Here is a 20021-nt window from a genome sequence, read left to right as displayed (position 1 = left end):
CTTCAGTACAGGGTCCTGGAGAACTCGGCCGGGACGTAGTGGAACAGCAGAGAGGTGTGGGTGCTCCCGTCGGGCAGCGGAGGGCGCCAGTGCGCTACCCGGGTGCCCCTGAAGAGCACGGCTTCGCCGGGACGCTGGAGCAGGGAGACGGACCCCCGGCCCGTGTCGAGAAGCAGCGGCCACCCGCCCTCAATGCCTGGTCCCGATTCCCCGAGCAGCAGGGAGACCGTGTACTCGCACTGTTCGCGGTCAACGTGCCGGTCGAGGACGGCGCCGCCCCGGTACGCGGAGACATAGGAGTACGACGGCCGCACCGGCCGTCCGGCGAGGCGGCCCACCAGAGCGCGGAACTGATGGTGGAAGAAGCGTGACAGCGACTCGTTGTGCCAGCCGTAACGGCCTTTCACCTGTGCGTCTCCGAGCGGCCAGGAGCCGGTCGCGATGAGCCGTTCGTAATAGTCGAGCAGCGCCTCGCGATGCCGGGGGTGCAGCAGGCGGCCCATCCCGCAGACATCGGTGCGGGCGAACTCCTCGGCAGCGCCGGCAACGGTGTCATCGGCCAGAGCCGTCCGCCGGGCGCGCACCTCCGCCGCCCCGAGCGCACCGGCTCCGGTGAGCGAGGCGCGCAGCCGTGAGGGGAATCCGGGAGGCAGGGGGCACCCGGGGGTGAGCTCGCGCAGCGCCCAGAATTCCTCGAATCGGATCCAGAACGGTACGAGTGCCCCGGTAGCGGGTTCGTCGGTCCACAGGATGGGGTGGCCGGGCAGGAACCGGTCGCGGAAGCGGGCGCGGCGCGCCAGCCCCAGGGGAATGGTGACCCCCGCCTGGAGCACCACGGCCGCATCGAGCACCATCCCGTCGCGATGGCCCATGGTCTCGGCGGTGTCCGACGCGTCGGCGTCCACCTCGTGGAGCCAGCAGGCGAAGGAGGGGAGATCACGGGTGGCCTCCGGCGTGGCCTGTGTGACCTGGGCTGCCCGGGAGGCCGGGGTGGACTTGGGCATGGTGGTGCGTCCGTTCGTGAGGCGTCGCAGGGTCTCCTGCACGGCACCGAGCGCCGACGGGTCGAAGCCGGGGGTGTGGCGCCATTTGCCGGAGCGTGGGGGACTGATCGTCGTGGCCGACAGCGGCAGGTCCCTGCCCTGCGCTGTTGCGGGCAGGCCCAGTACCGCCTCCAGCCACCGCAGGGTTCGGGCCGGTGCGCCGCGCAGCTCGGCGTAGTCGACGTCCACCCAGGGGACGGCCGGATGAAGGGCCCGGGCATCCAGGGTCGCCTCCACAGCAGCTGCCCACTGCCGCGCCGCGATCCGCGTGAGGTCCTCGCCGGCCCAGGCCCGCCAGCCCGGTGGCAGCAGGAGATGCCAGGCCCGCCGGGGCCAGCCGGGCAGATCCGGGATGTTGACGAAGCCCGGGTGGGCCCATGCCCGCACCATGCTGGCTACCGTGTCACGGGCCTCGCGGTGCAGGTGGATGACCGTGGCGTCCGGAAACAGCCGCAGCAGGAAGGGGAGCCGCAGGCTGTTCTCCGGGGTTTTCTCCAGCAGCCTGACAGGCGCGGCGCGGGAGCCGCCGTTCTCGGGCCGGTGTCGCCCTCGCGCATCGAGCAGATCAGCGAGGAAGCCCGCGCGCACCGGTCCTCCCCATGCTTCGGCATCCCGGGAACCCAGCGCGTGCGAGGCGTAACCGCGGGCCGCCGGATGGAGTCCGGGCACGCCCTCGATCACCCCCTCGCTCTCCCCGCCGACCGTCCCCAGGGCAGGGTTGCGGGCCAGGGCATCGAACAGCGCGGTGCTGCCCGAGCGGGGCGGGGAGACGATGATCACGGGCGCCACGAGCGGCGCCGCCGGGACAGCGCGTACCGGGCCGGTGACCGGTGTTCCCAGACGGGTCAGTGCGGGATCCTGCGCCGTGGAGAACCCCGAGGCCGCCGCGGCCGAGGCGAAGAGGAAACGTGCGCGCACTCCACGGGCATCGGCCCGCACACTGCGGGCCAGCAGCTCCGGCACATCGGGGAAGGGACCGTGGTGCGTCGCGCGCGCCGCCCGCTGCGCGCGGCCGGACGGGAGCGCCACATGGCCCACCAAGGACCATGCCGCGACCTTCCCTCGCTCCTCCGATCCGTCCCGCCTGCTGTCTTCCCGCCCGCTGTCCTCCCGTTCGTCCTGCCGGTCGTTCACTTCCGGTGGATCCAGCCGGTCACGCTGAACCGGCTGTCGGCGAACGCCTTGCTCGGCACCCGGACGGGCAGGACCTCGTGGTCGTGCCGGCTCGGGAAGAAGATCCCCAGGTTCGCACGCGGCACGATCGTCTGGCTGCGATCCGTGGGGACGACCTGCCCGTCCTCCACGAGCGTCTCGAAGATCCGCAGTTCCCCACCGGAGAACCGGCGCGGCTCGGCGGAGAAGAAGTAGACGAACGTGAGCTCGCGGGTGTCCCTGCCGTCGCTGTCACGGTGCATGCCGAAGTAGTCCCGGTCGCCGTTCGCCGTCACCTGCAGCTCGATACGGCCCAGCGGAAAAGCCGGGTGGCCCAGACGAACCCGTACGGCCTCGAGCTGCTCCTTGATGCGCTCCGTGAACAACGCTTCGAAACGACCGAGCCCGTCGAGGACCAGGCTGCTGCGGATTCGCTCATCCACCACCGCGGAGCGAGTCCCGCGCGGCCGGACGGTGGCCGCCGAGAACTCGGATTCCCTGTCCAGCACATACTGAAGGAGCTCGTGGTGCTCCGCTTCGGTGAGGAACTCCCGCACCCCCTGGGCGACCTCCGCGATCACGTCCCTCTCGAACCGGCCCGTCCCCGTCGGCACTCCCGCCGGCTTGCTGTAGTGGCCGCCCCGCACCAGGCGGGCGATCTCGGACGGGGCGCTGATCCGGTCCGCCGTCCATTCCGCACGCGACCCCAGATGGACAGTCCCGTGAAAGGCGGCGTTGCGCTCGTACACGTCGTCCTCAACCGCGCCCGCGAGCACGTCGACGGAGTCGGTCCCGGCCAGACCGAGGCTCTCCAGCAGTTCACCGGCCGGCGCGCGATAGGTGAGATAGCGCGCGGCCTCGGTGAGGAAGACATCCTCCGTACGCTTGAAGCCGACACGGCGCATGGCCAGGTCGGCCAGCCTCGAGTCCTCGGCGACGAGGTAGTGCACCTCGGCGCCGGGGTCGACGGCCAGAGTCTCCAGCGCCTCCTTGTACAGGGCGGCACACAGCCCGATATTCGTCAGATTCTCATCGCCGACGTGCACCGGGCTCAGCCCCCAACAGCCGTCGGAGACCAGGTGCGTCTGCAGGACGGCGACGATGTTGCGCGCGCCCAGACCCCACGGCGGCCACGGCCGGTCGCGGACCGCGGCGAAGATCTGCGAATCGCCGTCATGGAACATGGGCAGCACCACCTCGTCCATGAGATGCCGTGCGCCCGTCCGCCGGAAGAACTCGTACAGGGCGGCCTTCGCGGTGTCACTGAGCTCGTCGAAGATCTCGATCCGCGTGCCGCCGTTGCGATCCGCGAAGAAGTCGCGTCTGATGGGCTGGGGCATGGCCTCTCCTGTCATGTCGCTGTCCTGATCCGGTTGTGGAGGACGACGGGTGGACCTCTCCGCAGGCGCACCTTTTCTCCGGGTGACCCGTCCCTGCGGCGAGGTACTGCCGTGGGTGGTGGTCCGGGCGCCCGTCGTCACACGCGCCCAGCACGTACGCCTGAATCAGCTGGCAGCCGAGGGCTGCCGTTTCGCCGGTGCCACCAGCTGCCTGGGTTTCCCGGGGGCGGGATTCCGTGACGAACGCGACTACGGACTGCTCTGCGAGGCATGGCTGCACTGCTTCCGCGACCCGGACCGCTTCCTTCCGCCGAACGGGTCGCGGGCCCGGGTGAGCGAGTCCGACTTCACCGACCCGCTGCGCGTCGACCCGCGTCTGGCGGCACGAACCCTGCCCCCGGAACTGGTCGCGGACGTGGTCCACGTATCCGGTGCGGAACCCTGGCGGCAGCGGGCCAAGAACTGGCCGCTCGCCGCACGCTGCCTGCGCCGGCTGGCCGAGGAGGCGCACCTGCGGATCCTGGTCGTCGACGCCCCTCCTGGCGCTGAACCGCTGCCCGGCGTCAGGCTGACAGGACCGCTGGAGTGGCCGCTGCTGCTCGCCGTGATCGCCGCCGCGCGCTGCCTGTTCGTGCCGGCGGTTCTCGACGCGTCGCCGAGGGTGCTTGCAGAGGCCCTCTGCCTCGATGTGCCTGTCGTCGTCAATCAGGCGATCCTCGGCGGCTGGCAGTACGTCAACCCTTTCACCGGGATCTTCTTCGGCGGCGAGGACGACGTGGTGCCCGCCGTCCTCGAGGTGGTCGCCGCCGCGCGCCGGCCGAGGGCCTGGTTCATGGCCCATCACGGGCCGGTCCGCGCGGGTGCGCGCGTGCTTCGCCTGCTGCGTCCCCTCGACTCCGCGCTGCCCGCCCTCACCCACGTGCTTCTGGCCTCCGACCGCGGCGGGTGGGAACGGGCTGTGCCGGGGACACGTTGAGGACCAGCCGTGGAGCGCCCTGCATGGGCGATCGGTGGATCCACACGTCTGTCACGGGATGCGGTGACCAGTGCTGTCGTACGTCGATGTGCTTGAAGTAGACGGTCGCGTCGCGCGGCACCCGGTGAACGGGGGCGCGGGGCCGCAGAAACGAGGGTGCTTCGTCCATGGCGATCAGCCGGCCGGGCGCCGAACCGGTGGCTGTCACGCTGCAGGCCCCGGCGCCCGCCGCCCGTGACAACCGCTCCCTGCGGGACAGGTAGGCGTAGAAAGCCGCCATGCTCATCACGTCGTCGCAGGCCACGTACTCGGTCGTCGGACCGTTGTAGACCCGTAGGGCACCGATCGTGGGCGCCTGCGGTGGGACCGTGTCGACGTGGAACCCGCAGCGGCGGGTGGGGGCCTCGGTGAACACCCGCACCGTCACGCGCCCGACATCGGTGGTGGCCATGACCTGCTCCACGATCCCCGTCATGTCGTCGAAAAGTGGACCCGACACGGCCCTGGTCGTATCGGCGAGGGCGGCGCGGAACCAGCGGGCGAAATCGTCGAGGGAGACCGCGGTCAGTGTCGTACGGGCGATGACGAGCCGCCGCGTGACCACCAGCTCGGCCAACTCGTCCAGCCAGCCGGCATGTTCCTCCCGGGGGACGATGACCGCGGTCGGTCCGGGGTTCGTCAGCCGTGCGATGTCACGTGCCGTGGATCCGTGCAGGACACCTGAGGGGAACGTATCCCCGTTCCGGATGATTGGGACCACGGGTCGCACCGTAGTCACCGGCTCGTCCGGCAACGGGCCGACAGGCAAGGACCGAGGCGCGAGCACCCGTTCGGCTCAGACCCCGGTCCTGGCTCCCTCCGAGTCATGGGCGGCGGCCAGGGCCGGGCGGCGGGCGTCTCTCAGCTGTCAGGAACCGCCCGTGCCCGACTGTGCCTTGTGCCATGGCACGAATGCGTTTGTCAGTCCCGCCAGGGCCGGGCGCAGCTCCGGGTGGTGCCGCAGGATCACCGTGGCCATGGTGTTGTCGTCGATCCAGGCCATTCCGGCCTTGGAGTACACCTCCGGGGTGTAGTACGCGGTGAAGAAGCGGTCACTGCTCAACCTGACCGAAGCCATCAGGATGAAGATGCGGAACGCAGTGTTGCTGAAGGTGAACCCGGCCGGAAGCTTCTCGGCGTACATGCCGATCATCAGGTCGACGTTCTCGATGTCGTTCTCGTACAGACGCTTGATCTCCTCGGCCCACGTGGGATTGTCTGTCAGATCCTCGAAGCCTGCCGCCGGCTTCATCCGTAGAAGCCGTCGGAACTCGTTGTAGCGGGGGACGCCCAGCTCCCGGCTGCGCAGGATGTCGGTGGCGGCAAGGTCCTGCAGGTGCCCGTCGGGGCGTTGGTACTCCTGCAGGAACTTCGGGAAGTTGTGCAGGGTGACCAGACCCGGGTGGAGCGTGCCGAAACTGTAGAGCAGGTCGGCCATGTCGGTGGTCTCGAGGACCTTCAGTGCCTCGGGTCCGGAGATCTCACGCAAGGAGCAGTGGCGAAGGGTCTCGTTGTCGACGGCGGAGCGCAGGTGCCAATCGTCGCGGATCAGCGGATGCATGCGGTAGATGGCCACGAACTCCTCGGTGAGGGCGAACGGGGCGCCGTAGTGATCCGTTTGCGCGCCGGGGATACCGCTGACGAGCTCGCTGTCGCTGATCCGGCCAAGAAGGCTGTGGACACGTTCCCCCGCGAGGCCCCACCAGTTGGTGTGCAGGGCCTTGACGGTCGTGGGATGGCTGATCACAGCCGGTGTCCACTCCACGGTGTGGATCTTGGCAATGAGTGCGGAGTTGACGAGCCGCGCCCGTTGGAACAGCTCCTCGTCGCCCCAGGACGGATACGCGGCGTGCAAGTGGTCGCAGATGGCGTTGTGCTCCCGGGCGAACAGGTTCTGCATGATCACCAAGCCCAGCCAGAAGCCGGGCACCCGCGACGGGTCGCGAGAGGGGTCGGGGAACGGGGACTGCTCGTCGTCCCACAGCCGCAGCCTGCCCAGCTCACCGGTGCGCAGTCGGCGTTGCTCCGCGTCACTCGACCCGTAGATCTGCGACGCGTCCCACCAGTGGGAGGAGACGTTGACGCGCGTGTCGGGCATTTCGGTACCCGCCTGCGGGTCCCGGGTCGGGTCGTCGGGTGTCCGCATGATCCGCATGGGGCGCTCCGGCCAGGGATCGTCGTCCATGAGGGGCACTTCCCAGGGCCGGTCCTCGGGACTCGTACCGTGGCTGAACCAGTCGCGGATCATGAACTGCAGCCAGGTGGAGACGAGGGAGTTCACCGACTCGGCCGGGATCAACTCGTGACGGGTGAGCAGGGCTCGGCTGACCTCGCGCGGGTTGGGCCGGGACAGGACGTCCTCGGGCGCGGCCGGCGCGATCTTGTCCAGCGGGATATTGCGGTTGAAGCGTGTGCCCGCCATACCCGTCCGAGGCTCGTCGAGATCGTTGAAGCTGCCGTCGGCGCTCCGGTTGACCTTGTGTTTCTCGGACTTCGGCCCGGGATCGGGAAGGTTGACCGAGGGGAGGTGCGTGGTGTCGTGCAGATTCTCCTGACGGAGCCTCACGCGCAGCCCGTAGAGGATCGCCAGGCCAGGAATCACGGCCAGCTTGTCCCAGCCGATGCGCCGGTCGACATACTCGGCGAGGCCGCCGACGATTCTCCACGCAGGAGACACGGATGAGGAGCGGGAGCGGCGGAAGAGGGAGCGTAGTGTGCTCATGTCGGTACTCCTTGGGGCACTCCTGGTGGGTCCTCCCTCAGGCTGACCACACCGGCCTTTCGGCGGTTCGTGGCGTCACCGGCGCCGAGGAGGCGGGTCGCGCATGCGGACGGCGGCGAGGCCAGCTGCGGATGGCACCCGCCGGCTCCCGCGCCGACGATGTGGTCCGACCCCGTATCGGGCTCGCGGAACACCAGGGCTCCGCCGTCACCGCGACGTCGTCCGCCCGGACAGCCGGCACGGCCCGGGGGTTGGCAGTGGAGGAGAGGCTGGGTCATGGCGGCGGCGCCATGGAGTGGCCGCAGGGCCGCGACCGCCGAACCGACCTCACGGTCCGGGGCGAGGGGCCGGACAGGCGGGGCGGGCGCCAGTGGGCCAGTGATCCCGTCGAAGAGCCGGCCTCCGGCCGGCACGTTACCGAGGCGAGCGGCCGGGAGGCGCGTTGCTTGACCAAGGTGGCTCCTCGGATCTCGGACTGCGATGGCCTCTGCCGCGATGGCGCGTAGGCGTCTCGACATCACACCTGAACCGGCGTGGAATGCACACTAGGAGAGGTCCAGCTCGCCCGCATGTCGGGACAGCACCGTGACACGGCCCGGTGGCAGTGCCCACGGTGCGCGGCATGTCCTCCAGAGCGGAATCCGTCTGCGGTGCGTGCGGGCACTTTCCTTCCCGGCCGGAGCCGGATCGTGCTCGTGACGGTCCACCGACTCCGCCGGTGGACCGTCACGAAAGATCGAGGCTACGGGACAGACCTCAGCGCCTCGTTGAAGGGCCGACTCAGGCGTACATGTAGTTATCGGTCCAGTAGCCGCTGGCCGTGAACTCACGGTTGCACCGCTGACACGGCGCTGTGCGCCCTTCATCGGCGAACTCGAACAGGTTGTACACGCCGATGACGGTGTCGCGCAGCAGTTGCTCTTCGTGCACCCTGTGGGCGACGGCGTGGGCGACGATGTCCAGCGCGGTCGGGGTTCGGCCACATGGACAACGTGACTGGCCGGAGGCAGGGATGATCGCGAAGTCGACGATGGAATCCAGGGGCAGCCTCAGCAGGCCCTCGATGTAGCGGAGTTCTGCGCCAGGGGCTTTGACTACAGGTCCGTGGTCTGCGAGCAGTGAGATGGCGCTCCGCATCTCGGTGTCGTCGAGCTTGATGCCGGCTCGAGCACCGCTCTTGCGGTACTGGGCCTTCAACTGTTCCAGGGTTGTGGCGCCCATCGTTCATCCCTTCGGTTTCGTTGGCGTTCTCACCGGGCCCGTCGAACACGGTGTCGCTGAGTCATGACTCATGACTCATGACTCATGACTCATGACTCATGACTCAGGCCGTGAGCCGACCGATGCTCCGAGCGAGCTTCGTAGACGGCTGACAGGCAAGAGCCCGGTTTCCGGTGCCTGTCCGGCCCTTCGTCGAGGCTGCCCCAGGCCATCCATCGCTCGGGACATTCGGCCGTCCAGCGTTCGAAGAAGGCGCCGAGTCCGCACAGAACCTGTTCGATGTCGCCGGGCAGTGGGGAACTCACTGCTACGGAGACCTGTCCGGCCGCCCCGGGAGCGGCGACCGCCCGGACGTCGAAGGACCTCCTCACGGCAAACGAAAGCAGGCCGACCAGGATGGTCAGGCGACCGTCGAGAAACGGCAGGGGCCGTGTGTGCCGTGTGCCTGGATAGCTCGTGTCGACGTTCATCACCACGATGCCGTCGGAGTCGATCCATTTCCGGATGTCGGCGGCGTCGAGCGTTGTCAGGATCAGGGGTCGGCCCAGCCGTAACCGCTCGCGATACATGTCGACGACCAGCGGGTTGGGGGCAGTGGTCTCCTCCCGCAGAACGGGGCATCGCACCAAGGTGCCGCACAGTCGCCGGCATCGCAAACCGCTCGGCTGCCACAGTGAGGATCACAATGGTCGGACCGGGTTGCGCCTTGCCGAGTTCGTAGACCAGACCGCCTAAGTTTGCCGCCGCCACTGATCCGGTACCGATGACCACGGTCAAGCCCTCACGCCGGGCCTGCTCGTCGAAATCAGGGCTGAGTGCCGGTGCGAACTCACCCACGGGACTCCCGCACTTGTCGTAACCATAAACAGGCAAGCGTGGGCGGTCGACCGGCCCGAATTCATGCTGGCCAGTCACCGACACCCCGAAGCCACCGGTCACAAGCCAGTAGACAGCACGGGAAGCGAACTTTCATCCTGGCCGTATATCCAAACGGGAAGTTCACCCGGAAGGCAGCGACGAGATGGTGAAGACGTGCTGCCGCTCTCGGCCACGACATCGTTGACGGGTGAACCGGTCCCCACGGGCGGCGGCCACCTGCGGGACGGGAAAACGGCAGCATCACCGTTGCGTTTCGATCCGGGGGGCCCGGAGTTGTGGGCCTTTACACCGTCGGGCCCGCGAAGCCGTGTTGAGGGTCTTCACGCTCCGGGTGTCGATCACGGAGGCGGTCGGTTCAGGCTTGCGGCCGTCCTTGATGCGGGCCAGGCCGGACAGGTCGCTGGGGTACGGCTTGCACTTGCTCACGGCGCAGCGTGATCATGAATACGGCGGAGGGGCAGTTCCCTTAAAATTGTGATGCATAGGGAGATGAGCAGGGCTGGTCCGACTGCTTCTGCCAGGCCGGCGCCGAGTCCGAATACTCCGAGGTATTGGCCGGTGGCGTGCTGGGGGGCGAGGGCGAAGGAGACTTCGAATCCTGCGGCGGAGTGCCACAGTTCGCCGATGGTGTGTACGGCCACGGCGGCCGGGAGGAGGGTTGCCGCAGCCCAGGACGGCACGCCGGCCGACATGGAGATGAGTGCGCAGGCCAGGAGGAAGGCGACGCCGGAGCGGCGGTAGGCCGTTGCTCCGGCGCTGGGGTTGTCGATGTTGCGGCCGGCGCGTATCTGGAAGGCGATGACGAGGAGGGTGTTGAGCAGCATGGTGCCCGAGATGAGCCAGTGGGGGGCTTCGGTGTGGGTGACCAGCCACAGGGGGATGGCCACGGTCAACACTTTGAACTGGATGGCCATGATGCCGTCCAGGACGGTCAGGGCCAGGTAGGGGCGGTCTCGCAGGGCGATCCGACGGGGGCCCTTGGCCACCGGGACGGGGGCGACCTTCGGCAGCCAGCCCCGACTCGAAAGACACCTCGGACAGGCCGCGACCCGAGTGCAGCGGGCGCTGCACTCCCTCGAACCCGTACCCCACACCACTATCAGCCCTCGGCGAGAAATCGGACCTCGGAAACATCGGCCGGTGGATCCGGGCTGAGTCATCGGGTGGTGCGGCGGGCCCCCGGCGCGGACGCGGCGGGCGGCATCGGCGGCAGGCCGGCCGCGAGGCCCGGCAGTAGGACGGGCTCCAGGCGGACCCGCTCCTGGTGGGTGAGATACCGCCTGAGCTCCGGCGGCCGGTATCCGCCGTCCCGGTCGTAGCGCTCCTTGGCCGGGACCGCCACGAACTCGTTCCCGTCGGGCTCGGCCCTGTCGTTCACCGCACTGCCCAGCGGCCGGTGGTAGACCTCGGCCAGCCGGTACATGCGCGTCCGCGACTCGTGCAACTCGTCCGAGCCATCCGGCTCGACCCGGAAGTCCACGCTCTTCTGCGGCCTCGTCTCCGCCGGCCCGGTCGAGCTGAACGCCTCCTCGTCAAACTCCAGCCCGTAGCGCCGCGCCTGGTCGACCATCCACAGCAGGGAGATGTCGGACAGTCCCGCCTCCCTGTACCCGCCTCCGACGTCGCAGTGCACCCCGGCGAACCAGACCTGCTTCAGCTCCTGTCCCTGCTGGGCGGCGTCGGGCTGCTGGTGCCACAGCGCCGGCCGGAACGCCGAGCGCTTCTCGTCGATGGCCAGCGCGTGGAAGGCCCCCTCGACCCAGCTGCTCAGCTCGGTGTCGTGGAACGCCCAGCGGTGGTTGAACCCGTTCACCGCCCACCGAAGCGCAGCGGCGTCCGGCAGAGGTATGCCCAGAGCACCCACGGTTTCCCACACCCCGACGAAGTGGACCCGCGTCTCGCGGGCGTACGAGCGGCGGAACAACGTGGATGCCACGCCGTTCGGATGCTCGACCCGGTTGCGGTAGAGGGACCACGCCGCCTGCGCGCGGCCGGCCTGATCCCGCCGCAGGATGCCGCTGTTGCGCACCAACCCCGCCAGGCTGCGGGCGGTGAACGCGCCCCGACTGAAGCCGAAGAGGAACAGTTCGTCGCCGGGCTCGTACGTCTCGACGAGGAACCGGTAGGCGTCCGCGACATTCCGCGAAAGCCCCACACCGAAGGCGCCGCCCCGCAGCCGTTCCCCCTGCTGGGTACCGACGCCGCTGTGGTAGTAGACCCGCTGTTCCTTCCCGCCGGCGGACCCCTGACGCACGGACAGAGCGACCTTGGCAACGTTCGTCTTGCTCGGCTGGTCGGCGAAGTTCCATGTGCCGTCACAGCAGACGACCAGACGCTTGGCCATGACCATCCCTCCTCGCGAGAGCGTGGAGTGGCGTTGACACCACTTCCATGCTTCCACCACCCGTCGGGCCGCGCCATTTGTGAGGGGTGCGAGGGGACGGGGACCACTCGAGCACGCGGACTGCCCGCGCCACCTCCCCTCCTTCTGCCGTCAGGTAGCGCGGCGCCGAGGAGGCACACGGGGAGAGCGAACCCGCACCGGTCGACCGTGGTCCTGACCACCGCTCAGGGACAGATCCCCCGCTTTCTGTGATCAGCACAGATATTCATGGAAAGTGTCGATCGGGACTGCTGCACGGATAGGTGGCACACGTGGCCCAGGCACGGCGGTCGAGGACGTTCTTCCGCAGCGCCACCCGCCAGGAGCTGCGGAGCGCGATCGGCACCTGGATCGAGGCACCGCAGCACAGATCCTGGTCAACTGGTCGCATCCGGGCCGCTTCCGCTCCGAGGCCGCCTTCGCGTCCTTCGCCGGGGTCGCCCCTTCCCGGGTGGGCCGGTATTGAGTGCAGGGGGGACGGTGGTGGTCCCGCTGCCCGTGTGTCCTTGCCCGCTGTCTGGGTGTGTGTGCCGTTCGGGGTCGACGCCTCGCTCACCATGACGGTTCGCGGCACTGGGCGTAGGCGAACGGGCCTGCCGGGTGGTCCTCGAAGTGGAGGTGCGGGCCGGTGACGTTGCCGGTGCTGCCGACTTTCCCGATCCTCTGGCCCGCCTTGACCTTCTGGCCGGGGGCGACGCCGCGCTGCGAGAGGTGGCAGTGGACGTAGACCCGGCCGTTGTCGGCCTGGAGGCCTATCCAGTGGCCGTACGCGCCTCCGTTGTCGTTCGACCACCGGATGGTGCCGTCGAGGACGGCGACCACGGTGGTCCCCACCGGCGCGGCGTAGTCGTCCCCGGTGTGGTAACCGGCCGCGTAGCGCGGGTTTTTGACTCCGAAGGGGTAGGTGACGTGGTGCCCGGGCACCGGGGAGTCCGCCCGGCCGCTCGACGTGTGCGAGGGGTGGTGGCCGTCGGGACCGACCTCGAAGCCGAAACGTTCTCCGAGTTTCCTGAGTGACACCTCTCCCGGGATTCCGTCCGCCTGCGCGCCCGAGAAGCCGAGGTGGCGCTGCCATCTGGCGTACGCGTCCTGGGTGAGTCGGCCGAAGACGCCGGGGCCCGAGCTGAAGTCGAGGCCCACGGCTGCGGCCAGGGCTTTCTGGACGATCAGGACGCTGTCGTTGTGCGCGCCGGGCATGACCTGGGACAGGAGTACGGACCTGGACATGGGGGGTATTCCTTCGATGGCTGGTGATCAGTAACCGCCGGGCCGGCGCGTGGGGTCGAACTGGCGGACGCGGCCGGCGAGGTTGGAACCGTCCCGGTAGACGCCGTACCGGACCATCACGTAGTGCATGGCGGCGCAGATGTTGGCGACGCCGTCGTAGATCGCGTCCGGGGTGCCGGGGTGGTGGTAGGCGGCGAACGTGGGCGGGATGACCTGGAGGACGCCGCGCGAGCAGTTGAGCGGATGACCGTCGCTCTGTCGGGGACCGACGGCATTGCTGTCCCAGGTGTTGACCGCGTTGAAGTTGTACGACGACTCGCGCTTGGCGGCCACCAGGATGCCCGGCACCCAGTGGGTCTGCGGCACGCCGAGGAGCCGGCACGCCTCCTTGGCCGCGGCCGTGGTGCTCGCGTCCGTCACGTGGGCGAAGGTCACCTCATCGAGCGGGATCGCGGCGTGGCCCCGGGCGCTCGGTGTCCCCGGAGCCGCCGCCTCTTCGTCCGGCCGGTGCCGGCCGTCGAAGAAGTCCAGCCCGAGGACGGTGAAGCCCTGCCGGCGCCCCAGTTCGGTGAGCGAGTAGCGGCCGAACACGCCGTCCGCGTCGGAGCCGGTCAGACCCAGCTTGCGCTGGAACGCCGCGACTGCCGCCCTGGTGCGGGGCCCGAACGTCCCGGGTGCGGCGGCGTAGTCGAGCCCGACCTCCCCGGCCAGGGCGCTCTGGACGGTCCGCACCGACGTGTTGCGGGCCCCCAGTACCAGTTCCGAGGCGGTCGCCGTACGCTCCTCGACGGGCAGCGCCGTCCCGGGCCAGAGCCAGGACTCCATCGCTGTGGCGCCCCGGGGGTCGTCCGGGTCGGCCGTGGGCGGGCATCCGTCCTCGAACGCGGGCGCGAAGTAACCGACGACCTCGGAGCCCCTGCGCTCGGTCCGGTGGGAGTAGACGCCATTTCCCCGACCGGCGTCCGTGGCGTCCTCGGCCACCGTACTGCCGCCTTTGGTGCGGATGTGTGTGGCGTCGAAGCCGACGACGAGTTCGGTGTGCCTGCCCTGCGAAAGGTTGACCCACGCCCCGATCGAGGGGTACTCGGACCACTGGCCGCGCACACGCGCCCAGTCGCTGAAGGCGGTGACTCTGTCGGTCTTGGGCACGAGGTGATCCAAACTCACGTCCGCGTACATGTCCCAGTCGAACATGACGCACCACGACTGCCCGTCCTCGCCGAACTGCTTCCCGAACCGGGTCCGGTTGTTGTAGCCGGTCCCGGGCAGATTCGTCTCGTAGACACCCTCGGGAACGCTCTGGATGTGATCGACGAGTCCGCGCCACTGAGGTATTGCCATCATCGTCCTGCCTTCCGTGGATCAGCTGCCGGCATCGGCGGTGTTCGGCGGCCGCAAAGGCGGCCGGCGGCCCCCGGGGGCAGGGCCTCGTCCCGACGCTGCGGCGACGGCGGCCCGGTACCGGGAAACATGCTGTGGGCGGGCGGCACAGCGGGCCACTGGCCGCCGCCTTCGCCGGTGTCGGCGTCACCGCCGCGCGGTGAGTTCCCTCAGCCGCCGCAGCAACGCCGCGAACTCGGCAGACATGGTCGTGTCCGACTGGACCAGGACAAGGGTGCGGCCGCCCTGTTCCACCGTGATCGAGTAGCTCATCGCGTCCGCCGCGGGGCCGGCGGGCTCCCCGCTTCCTTCCGTCACCGACCCGGCGGCCGCGGACACCAGCCGGCCCAGCTCGGCAGCGGCTCCTTCGGACAGGGTGTCCGTGTCCAGGACCTGCGGCGCAAGGCCGGCGAGAACGGTGGCGGCCAGCCCGCCGTCCGTCACCAGGGTGATTCTCATGGCGCCTCACAGCCATCCGGCGCGCTCCACCGTTGCGGCGGAGCGCGCAGCGATCAGCGGCTGCCGGCCATGCGTCCCTTCAGCATGGCCACGTCGTCGCTCAGTTCCTGCACCCGGCCGGTCAGCGTCTGGACCTGCCTGGCCACTGCCACGGAGTCCTGCCGGCCCGCGTCACCGCTCTCGCCGACCGTGCGGCCCTGTTCCTTCGCCACCCCGGCCGGGATACCGGTGAGGGTGATGCCCACCTGCTGCCACGCGCCCAGTACGGCCTGCTGCGGGGTGCCGCCGTCACCGTAGAGGTCTCCCGCCTTCTGGTAGGTGGTGTCGGCGAATTCCTGGAACCGCGTCTCACTGTTGGACGCCTTGAGCGCTTCGTACCAGATCATCCCCGGGGCCTCCCACGCGTATCCGCCGATGGCGGACGCCGTCAGGTAGAAAGCCTTGTTCGGGATCCCGGAGTTGAAGTGCACCCCGCCGTGGTCCCCCGACATGTGGACGTAATGCGACATGTGGTCGGGCTGGGGGTCCCGTGCCCAGGCGTGCCCCGGGGCCTTCATCGATCGCAGAGCGTCCTTTTGGACCTTGGGGGTGAAAACCTCACGGCCGATCAGCCAGTCCGATTGCTCGGCCGTCTGATGCAGTGTCCATTGCTCGACCAGCGTCCCGAACACGTCGGACATCGACTCGTTCAGAGCGCCCGACTGGTCCCGGTACGCGAGTCCCGCGGTGTGCTCGGTCACGCCGTGCGCCAATTCATGGGCGATCACGGAGAGCGAGCCCGTGAGATCGGAGAAGATGATCCCGTCACCGTCGCCGAAGCACATCTCACGCCCGTCCCAGAAGGCGTTGTTGTACTTCTCGTCGTAGTGGACGTAGCCGTCCAGGCGCATCCCCTGACCATCGACGGAGTTCCGGGCGAAGACCTGCTGGAAGAAGTCCCGGGTCCTGCCGAGGGCGTCGAACGCACGGTTGGCGGCGCCGTCCGTGGACGGCTGGCCGTCCTCGGACCGGGCCAGTACCGCCAGGGCGAGATCTGTGCCGTTGCGGCAGTCGAAGACGGTCCTGCGCCCGTTGCCGGGCGTGGCGGCGCCGGGGAAGGCTGCCAGAACCGTCCGCTCACCCCTCAGACGGGCAGTGGTGAGCAGGGAATTCAGGGCCGCCTGCCGCACCTCGCCGTCATCGCTCCCCAGGAGGTCCTCGAGGATGTACGGGGGAATCGCGCAGTGCATGCGAAGTTCGCTTGTCATGGAAAGGCTCCGTGGTCGAGAACGAAGGTCCGTTCGCTGACGTGCCCCTTCCCGTCCGCCTGTACCGCCCGCGGCAGGAGAACTGCCGGCCGCGCGGGGGCGTGCGGTGCGGAGGGGCCGGACTGTGACACGCGGCCGGCCAGAGCGGACCGGGCCGCCGGCCACGTCTCATGTGTCACCTTGAGAGTTCTGCCTCCCCACCAGTCTCGCAGGGTCCCGAGTGCGGTGCCACATCTCACCGCCCAGGCAAAGAAAGGGCGTTGAGCTTTCGGTTTCACCTAACTGTCCGCATGTGCCCCGCCTCTTCGGGTGGCCGCGGGTGCCGCGTCAAGGACCGGGCGTCACCCACCGGCCCCCGGGCATCCGCCTGGGAGCCCGAGCGTTGCCCGCAAGTCCCCGGCACAGGGCGACTCGGGCGGTAGAGCGGCCCGGCCGGCCGGTGTCCTCCGGTCCGTGACGCGTGCGGCCGGCCCAGGCCGTCCGGCCGCACCCGGAACGCGGTGCTCGCTTCCCAGTCCATCGTCCCGGGCCCGTTCTCACCGAGGGCGCCGGGACGGAAGCGCAGCCCGCATTTGTGGACCTGCCCGGCCATCCACGGCAGAGGAATGTCGGACAGCCCGCTCTCCCCGGTAGCCGCCGCCGGCATCGCGGTGCACCCCGGCGAACCAGACCTGCCTCAGCTCCTGCCCCGGTTCGGCCGCACCCCGCTGCTGATGCCACAGGGCCGGGCAGAGGGCCGAACGTTCCTCGTCGATGGCCAGCGCCTGGAAAGCGGCGGCGATCCAGCTGCTCGGCTCGGTGTCATGGAACGCCCAGCCCCGGTTGAACCGGTCAACCGCCGGCCGCGGCCACGCGGCGTCGGGGGCGGGGATGCCCAGGGCGCCCACGGTGTCCCACACACCGATGAAACGGATGGGGGCTCCCGGGCGTAGGTCCTGCGGAACAACGTGGCGGCGCCGACGGGCCGCTCGCTCCGGTCGCGGTACAGCGCCCAGGCCTCACGCGTGCGGTCCGCGTGGCCCCTGCGCAGAATCCCGCTGTTGCGTACGAGCCCCGCAAGGCCGCGGACGGTGAACGCGCCACGGCTGAAGCCGAAGAGGGACAGGTCGTCGGGCCCGTGGCTCGCTGTCCCGGAACGTCCTGGCCCACCGGTTCCTCGTGGATTCAGCAGACGCCGCCGGGCCGTCGGCTGCGACGAGCCGTGCCGGAGTGCCGGGCGCCGGAGGAAGGGCGCCTCCGGCCGACGGCGCTCGTCCACCTGTTCGCTCGATCGCAGGGAGTTCTCCACCGTCGTGCACGCCGGTCGACGGCGACCGCCCTTGCCGGCCGCCGTGTCGGCATGTCAGGGAAAGGTGCCTCGGACAGGCCCCGCACACGGTGAGGCGACCGCCGGTCGAGCGGGCCGCCCCGGTGCGCGGGCCCCCAGCGCTGCCGTACGCCCGGCCGAGGGCGCTGACGAGGCGGGATCCGCCGGCCCGTCCGGGCCGGCCGCCCGTGAGGGGCACCCGAGGAACACCGGGCCGGCCGCCCGGGCCGGCGCTGAGCCGGTCCGCCACCCCGTCCGGGGGACCCGGCCCGCCGGACAGCAGCCACCGGTGCTGTCCATGCCGGGCGGACCGCAGACCGAGGTCAGGCGGACGGCCCGCACACGGGGCGGCACGGGGGAGAGCTTCCGGCACCGGACGACCCCCGCACACCCGTATGCACTCTGTGTCATTATCCGAATACCGAGTGTCATTCGTGAGAGGGAGTCGCCATGCCCATGCTGCTCATCAAGGGCTCGTTCAAGGTCTCGGAGAAGGCCAAGCCTGACGGTGACACCGTCCCGTTCATCCCGGACAACGTGGCCGACTGGAAACTCGTCCCCGGGTGCGAACCGATCCTGCCCGCCGCCGACGGCCACGCCAACGTCCGGCTCGAAGGCATCGACGCGCTGGAGACCCACTACGGGGGCCCCTACGGACCCGACCAGCATCAGCCCATCGGCCTCGCACACCAGGCCGCGGACGAACTGCTGAAGTTCCTCGGCTTCACCAGCATTGTCCGTAACCCGGACGAGACCGTCACCCTCACCCCCGCCGACGTGCCCGGCTTCATCCTCACCCGGGGCACCGACCTCTACGGCCGCTGTGTGGCCCTGGTCGGCCGCGGCGGCCCGCCCGGGTGCAGCGGCTACGAGATCAACGTCGACGACGCCCTGCTGAAGAAGACCGCCAACTACCACCTGGTCTCGCTCGGCCTGGCCTACCCGACCTTCTACACCGGCTTTCCCGTCTCCCTGCGCAAGGTCCTCGCGGCCGCCGCCCAGCAGGCGCGGCAATCCACACCCCCGCTCGGCGTGTGGGCCAGGGACGTGACGCAGTCCGGAGTGAAGATCACCAAAATGGCCTCGCTCACGGCCGACGACGGAGCGGTCATCCTCCCGAAGCTGTTCCGCCGGCTGAAGGAATACCTCGACCTCAACCCCACTGACCCGTCCCTGGCCTGCCTCCCCTCCTTTCTGGGCGGAGGCGCCGACAAGTTCCACATGCCGCCGGACTCCAAGGAGATCACCGGCCTGCAACACGCCATCGAGATCACCAACGGCAACACCGTGAGGATGACCCACCAGCCCGAAGAGATCATCTTCGTCGAGAAATGAACAGGCCGCGAGAAGCCGTGCCCGCCGCCCGCCTCCTCCTGGGCCTTTCCCTCGCTGTCAGACCAGCAGCGCCGCATCGCGGGCATCGCCCTTGAACGGCCTACCTGCCCCACGTGGATGGGCGACCGCGTCGCTGCCGTGGCCGTCCGCCCGCGCCGCGAGTACGACCTCGATCCCGCCACCGTCCGGCCGCGTCTGCGGCTGTGCCTGCCCGACGCGACACGCGCTGAATCCACCGAGGCCCGCAGCGCCCGGCTCCAGTGGGCCGACAGGCCGTCCCGGACCAGGACCACCCGCTCGCCGCGGTAGGACACCTTCAGCTGTTCCAGGACCTCGATGAGGGCGGCGGTGTCGTAGCTGGGCGGGCTTGAGGTGGAAGCACGGGCGGGCCCCGCGACCGGGGTCGGCGGAGTGGTAGCCCAAGGCCCCGGCCATCGATGCGCGCTTCCGGTTCAGGCGGTGCCGCAGGAGCGGAGTCCGCCCTCGGGGGGAGTAGGTGCGGCGGATCCGAGGAAGCAGGGAGCCGCCTGATTCGTCGGGGAAGACGTTCCAGGCACGTGTGTTCACGGCCCCTTTTTGATGCGCGGCCACTCGTGCGCGATCCAGCGGGCGATCTCCGGCTCGTCCCGCTCGACCGCCCGCCGCTCGGGCCGCTGCAGGCTCCATCCGAGCCGGCTGGTCAGCAGCCGCCGTACCGACGCCCTCGACAGCACCACTCCCGTTGTCCGGGTGACGACCGCACCGACTCGTTCCAGGGTCCACAGGTCGGTCTCGAAACCGTGGGCCTGGGCACCTTGCTCCAACGCGGTCCGGACCATCTCGACCTGGGTGTCGTCCAGCTTGGGCGGGCGCCCGGTGGCGGCCCGTCGCCGCAGGCCCGAAGCACCACCTTGCTCCCACACCCGCCGCCAACGCCGCACACTTTCGGCGCACACCCCCACCGCCCCCGCGATCTCCGCATTCGAGACGCCGTCCTCAAACAACTCGACTGCCCGAACACGACGCGCCTCCGCCAACTGAGGTCGACAAAGGAGGAAGGGAGGAGCCGGCAGCCGAAGGGGAAGGTTGACACGCCACGCCGACAGCCTCCCACCCACACGCTCACCACACCCACCGAACTCACGAAAAGATCAGTAGGACGTGTTTCGAAAGTCCCACCTGTCCGGACCGCCTCAAGCATGTGCGAAGTGCGGGGGACGGGCGCACACTGGAGGGGTGGGGGCGCACTCGCCGCATCGCTGCCGGGGCGCACACGGGACCCGCGCCTTTCCGCGTGGACGTGACGCGCCGACCCCGGTGCGGGATTCACGGA

The 20021-nt window shown here is 69.6% G+C and carries 17 protein-coding genes and 3 pseudogenes; 4 read left to right on the top strand and 16 right to left on the bottom strand.

Features of this window, described 5'->3' with window-relative positions:
- Positions 1-2: 2 nt before the first annotated feature.
- Both QFZ64_RS01445 and QFZ64_RS01440 read right to left on the bottom strand, forming a co-directional pair.
- Positions 3-2177 (bottom strand): sulfotransferase, encoded by a 2175-nt coding sequence (locus QFZ64_RS01445; protein ID WP_307061425.1) that lies wholly within the window; start codon positions 2175-2177, stop codon positions 3-5.
- On the bottom strand, positions 2174-3535 hold the full coding sequence (locus QFZ64_RS01440; protein ID WP_307061423.1) for a 2OG-Fe(II) oxygenase: 1362 nt from the start codon (positions 3533-3535) through the stop codon (positions 2174-2176). Before QFZ64_RS01440 ends, QFZ64_RS01445 begins: the two co-directional genes overlap by 4 nt.
- A gap of 82 nt (positions 3536-3617) precedes the next feature.
- Here QFZ64_RS01440 and QFZ64_RS01435 point away from each other — a divergent pair, with 82 nt between their 5' ends.
- The gene (locus QFZ64_RS01435) at positions 3618-4511 is read left to right on the top strand and encodes a hypothetical protein (protein WP_307061422.1); all 894 of its coding nucleotides are present in this window, start codon (positions 3618-3620) and stop codon (positions 4509-4511) included.
- On the opposite strand, the gene QFZ64_RS01430 is transcribed toward QFZ64_RS01435, so the two are convergent.
- The 7 genes and pseudogenes from QFZ64_RS01430 to QFZ64_RS01400 form a co-directional block, all read right to left on the bottom strand.
- A complete protein-coding gene (locus tag QFZ64_RS01430) occupies positions 4447-5271 on the bottom strand; it encodes a DUF1826 domain-containing protein (protein ID WP_307061420.1) in 825 nt (274 codons plus the stop codon). The two genes, QFZ64_RS01435 and QFZ64_RS01430, sit on opposite strands and share 65 nt — an antisense overlap.
- Before the next feature lie 147 nt (positions 5272-5418).
- Positions 5419-7272, bottom strand: a complete 1854-nt coding sequence (locus QFZ64_RS01425) for a peroxidase family protein (RefSeq protein ID WP_307061417.1) — start codon at positions 7270-7272, stop codon at positions 5419-5421.
- A 780-nt stretch (positions 7273-8052) separates the two neighbouring features.
- Positions 8053-8493, bottom strand: coding sequence for a hypothetical protein (locus QFZ64_RS01420; protein WP_307061416.1), 441 nt, complete (start codon positions 8491-8493; stop codon positions 8053-8055).
- 89 nt (positions 8494-8582) lie between these two features.
- Positions 8583-9122 carry a hypothetical protein gene (locus tag QFZ64_RS01415; protein ID WP_307061414.1) on the bottom strand — a complete coding sequence of 180 codons (540 nt, stop codon included), beginning with the start codon at positions 9120-9122 and terminating at the stop codon, positions 8583-8585.
- Positions 9123-9687: 565 nt separating this feature from the next.
- Positions 9688-9771: pseudogene (locus tag QFZ64_RS01410) on the bottom strand (IS5/IS1182 family transposase); the annotation flags it as partial.
- 23 nt (positions 9772-9794) lie between these two features.
- Positions 9795-10358 carry a hypothetical protein gene (locus QFZ64_RS01405; protein WP_307061412.1) on the bottom strand — a complete coding sequence of 188 codons (564 nt, stop codon included), beginning with the start codon at positions 10356-10358 and terminating at the stop codon, positions 9795-9797.
- Between the two features lie 170 nt (positions 10359-10528).
- Positions 10529-11716, bottom strand: coding sequence for a DUF2235 domain-containing protein (locus tag QFZ64_RS01400; protein ID WP_307061410.1), 1188 nt, complete (start codon positions 11714-11716; stop codon positions 10529-10531).
- 397 nt (positions 11717-12113) lie between these two features.
- On the opposite strand from QFZ64_RS01400, the pseudogene QFZ64_RS35245 reads away from it, so the two are divergent.
- Positions 12114-12209: pseudogene (locus QFZ64_RS35245) on the top strand (transposase); the annotation flags it as partial.
- A 98-nt stretch (positions 12210-12307) separates the two neighbouring features.
- Here the strand turns inward: QFZ64_RS35245 and QFZ64_RS01390 are convergent.
- The 6 genes and pseudogenes from QFZ64_RS01390 to QFZ64_RS01365 all read right to left on the bottom strand — a co-directional run.
- Positions 12308-12982, bottom strand: a complete 675-nt coding sequence (locus QFZ64_RS01390) for a peptidoglycan DD-metalloendopeptidase family protein (RefSeq protein ID WP_307061406.1) — start codon at positions 12980-12982, stop codon at positions 12308-12310.
- A 27-nt stretch (positions 12983-13009) separates the two neighbouring features.
- Positions 13010-14326 carry a peptidoglycan-binding protein gene (locus QFZ64_RS01385; protein ID WP_307061404.1) on the bottom strand — a complete coding sequence of 439 codons (1317 nt, stop codon included), beginning with the start codon at positions 14324-14326 and terminating at the stop codon, positions 13010-13012.
- A 183-nt stretch (positions 14327-14509) separates the two neighbouring features.
- Entirely contained in the window at positions 14510-14821 is a 312-nt protein-coding gene (locus tag QFZ64_RS01380) for a protealysin inhibitor emfourin (RefSeq protein WP_307061402.1), read from the bottom strand.
- Between the two features lie 53 nt (positions 14822-14874).
- Entirely contained in the window at positions 14875-16068 is a 1194-nt protein-coding gene (locus QFZ64_RS01375) for a M4 family metallopeptidase (protein WP_307061400.1), read from the bottom strand.
- A 536-nt stretch (positions 16069-16604) separates the two neighbouring features.
- A complete protein-coding gene (locus QFZ64_RS01370) occupies positions 16605-16955 on the bottom strand; it encodes a DUF2235 domain-containing protein (RefSeq protein WP_307061744.1) in 351 nt (116 codons plus the stop codon).
- A 92-nt stretch (positions 16956-17047) separates the two neighbouring features.
- Positions 17048-17326, bottom strand: a pseudogene (locus tag QFZ64_RS01365) (phospholipase effector Tle1 domain-containing protein); the annotation flags it as partial.
- A gap of 498 nt (positions 17327-17824) precedes the next feature.
- Between QFZ64_RS01365 and QFZ64_RS01360 the strand changes: the two are divergent.
- Both QFZ64_RS01360 and QFZ64_RS01355 read left to right on the top strand, forming a co-directional pair.
- The gene (locus QFZ64_RS01360) at positions 17825-18709 is read left to right on the top strand and encodes a nuclease (protein ID WP_307061398.1); all 885 of its coding nucleotides are present in this window, start codon (positions 17825-17827) and stop codon (positions 18707-18709) included.
- Positions 18710-18826: 117 nt separating this feature from the next.
- Complete coding sequence (locus QFZ64_RS01355) at positions 18827-19018, top strand: hypothetical protein (protein WP_307061397.1); 192 nt, start codon at positions 18827-18829, stop codon at positions 19016-19018.
- A gap of 254 nt (positions 19019-19272) precedes the next feature.
- Here the strand turns inward: QFZ64_RS01355 and QFZ64_RS01350 are convergent, their stop codons facing one another.
- Positions 19273-19806 (bottom strand): winged helix-turn-helix domain-containing protein, encoded by a 534-nt coding sequence (locus tag QFZ64_RS01350; protein ID WP_307061394.1) that lies wholly within the window; start codon positions 19804-19806, stop codon positions 19273-19275.
- Between the last annotated feature and the right edge of the window lie 215 nt (positions 19807-20021).

The sequence above is a fragment of the Streptomyces sp. B3I8 genome, assembly GCF_030816915.1.
In the GTDB taxonomy this organism is placed as follows: Bacteria; Actinomycetota; Actinomycetes; order Streptomycetales; family Streptomycetaceae; genus Streptomyces.
This window is presented reverse-complemented; position numbering and strand designations above follow the sequence as displayed.

Excerpts from the sequence above, each read along its gene's own strand:
- QFZ64_RS01440 (WP_307061423.1), bottom strand. The coding sequence starts at position 3,535 with ATGCCCCAGCCCATCAGACGCGACTTCTTCGCGGATCGCAACGGCGGC.
- QFZ64_RS01425 (WP_307061417.1), bottom strand. The coding sequence starts at position 7,272 with ATGAGCACACTACGCTCCCTCTTCCGCCGCTCCCGCTCCTCATCCGTG.
- QFZ64_RS01420 (WP_307061416.1), bottom strand. The coding sequence starts at position 8,493 with ATGGGCGCCACAACCCTGGAACAGTTGAAGGCCCAGTACCGCAAGAGC.
- QFZ64_RS01400 (WP_307061410.1), bottom strand. The coding sequence starts at position 11,716 with ATGGCCAAGCGTCTGGTCGTCTGCTGTGACGGCACATGGAACTTCGCC.
- QFZ64_RS01390 (WP_307061406.1), bottom strand. The coding sequence starts at position 12,982 with ATGTCCAGGTCCGTACTCCTGTCCCAGGTCATGCCCGGCGCGCACAAC.
- QFZ64_RS01385 (WP_307061404.1), bottom strand. The coding sequence starts at position 14,326 with ATGATGGCAATACCTCAGTGGCGCGGACTCGTCGATCACATCCAGAGC.
- QFZ64_RS01380 (WP_307061402.1), bottom strand. The coding sequence starts at position 14,821 with ATGAGAATCACCCTGGTGACGGACGGCGGGCTGGCCGCCACCGTTCTC.
- QFZ64_RS01375 (WP_307061400.1), bottom strand. The coding sequence starts at position 16,068 with ATGACAAGCGAACTTCGCATGCACTGCGCGATTCCCCCGTACATCCTC.
- QFZ64_RS01360 (WP_307061398.1), top strand. The coding sequence starts at position 17,825 with ATGCCCATGCTGCTCATCAAGGGCTCGTTCAAGGTCTCGGAGAAGGCC.
- QFZ64_RS01355 (WP_307061397.1), top strand. The coding sequence starts at position 18,827 with ATGGGCGACCGCGTCGCTGCCGTGGCCGTCCGCCCGCGCCGCGAGTAC.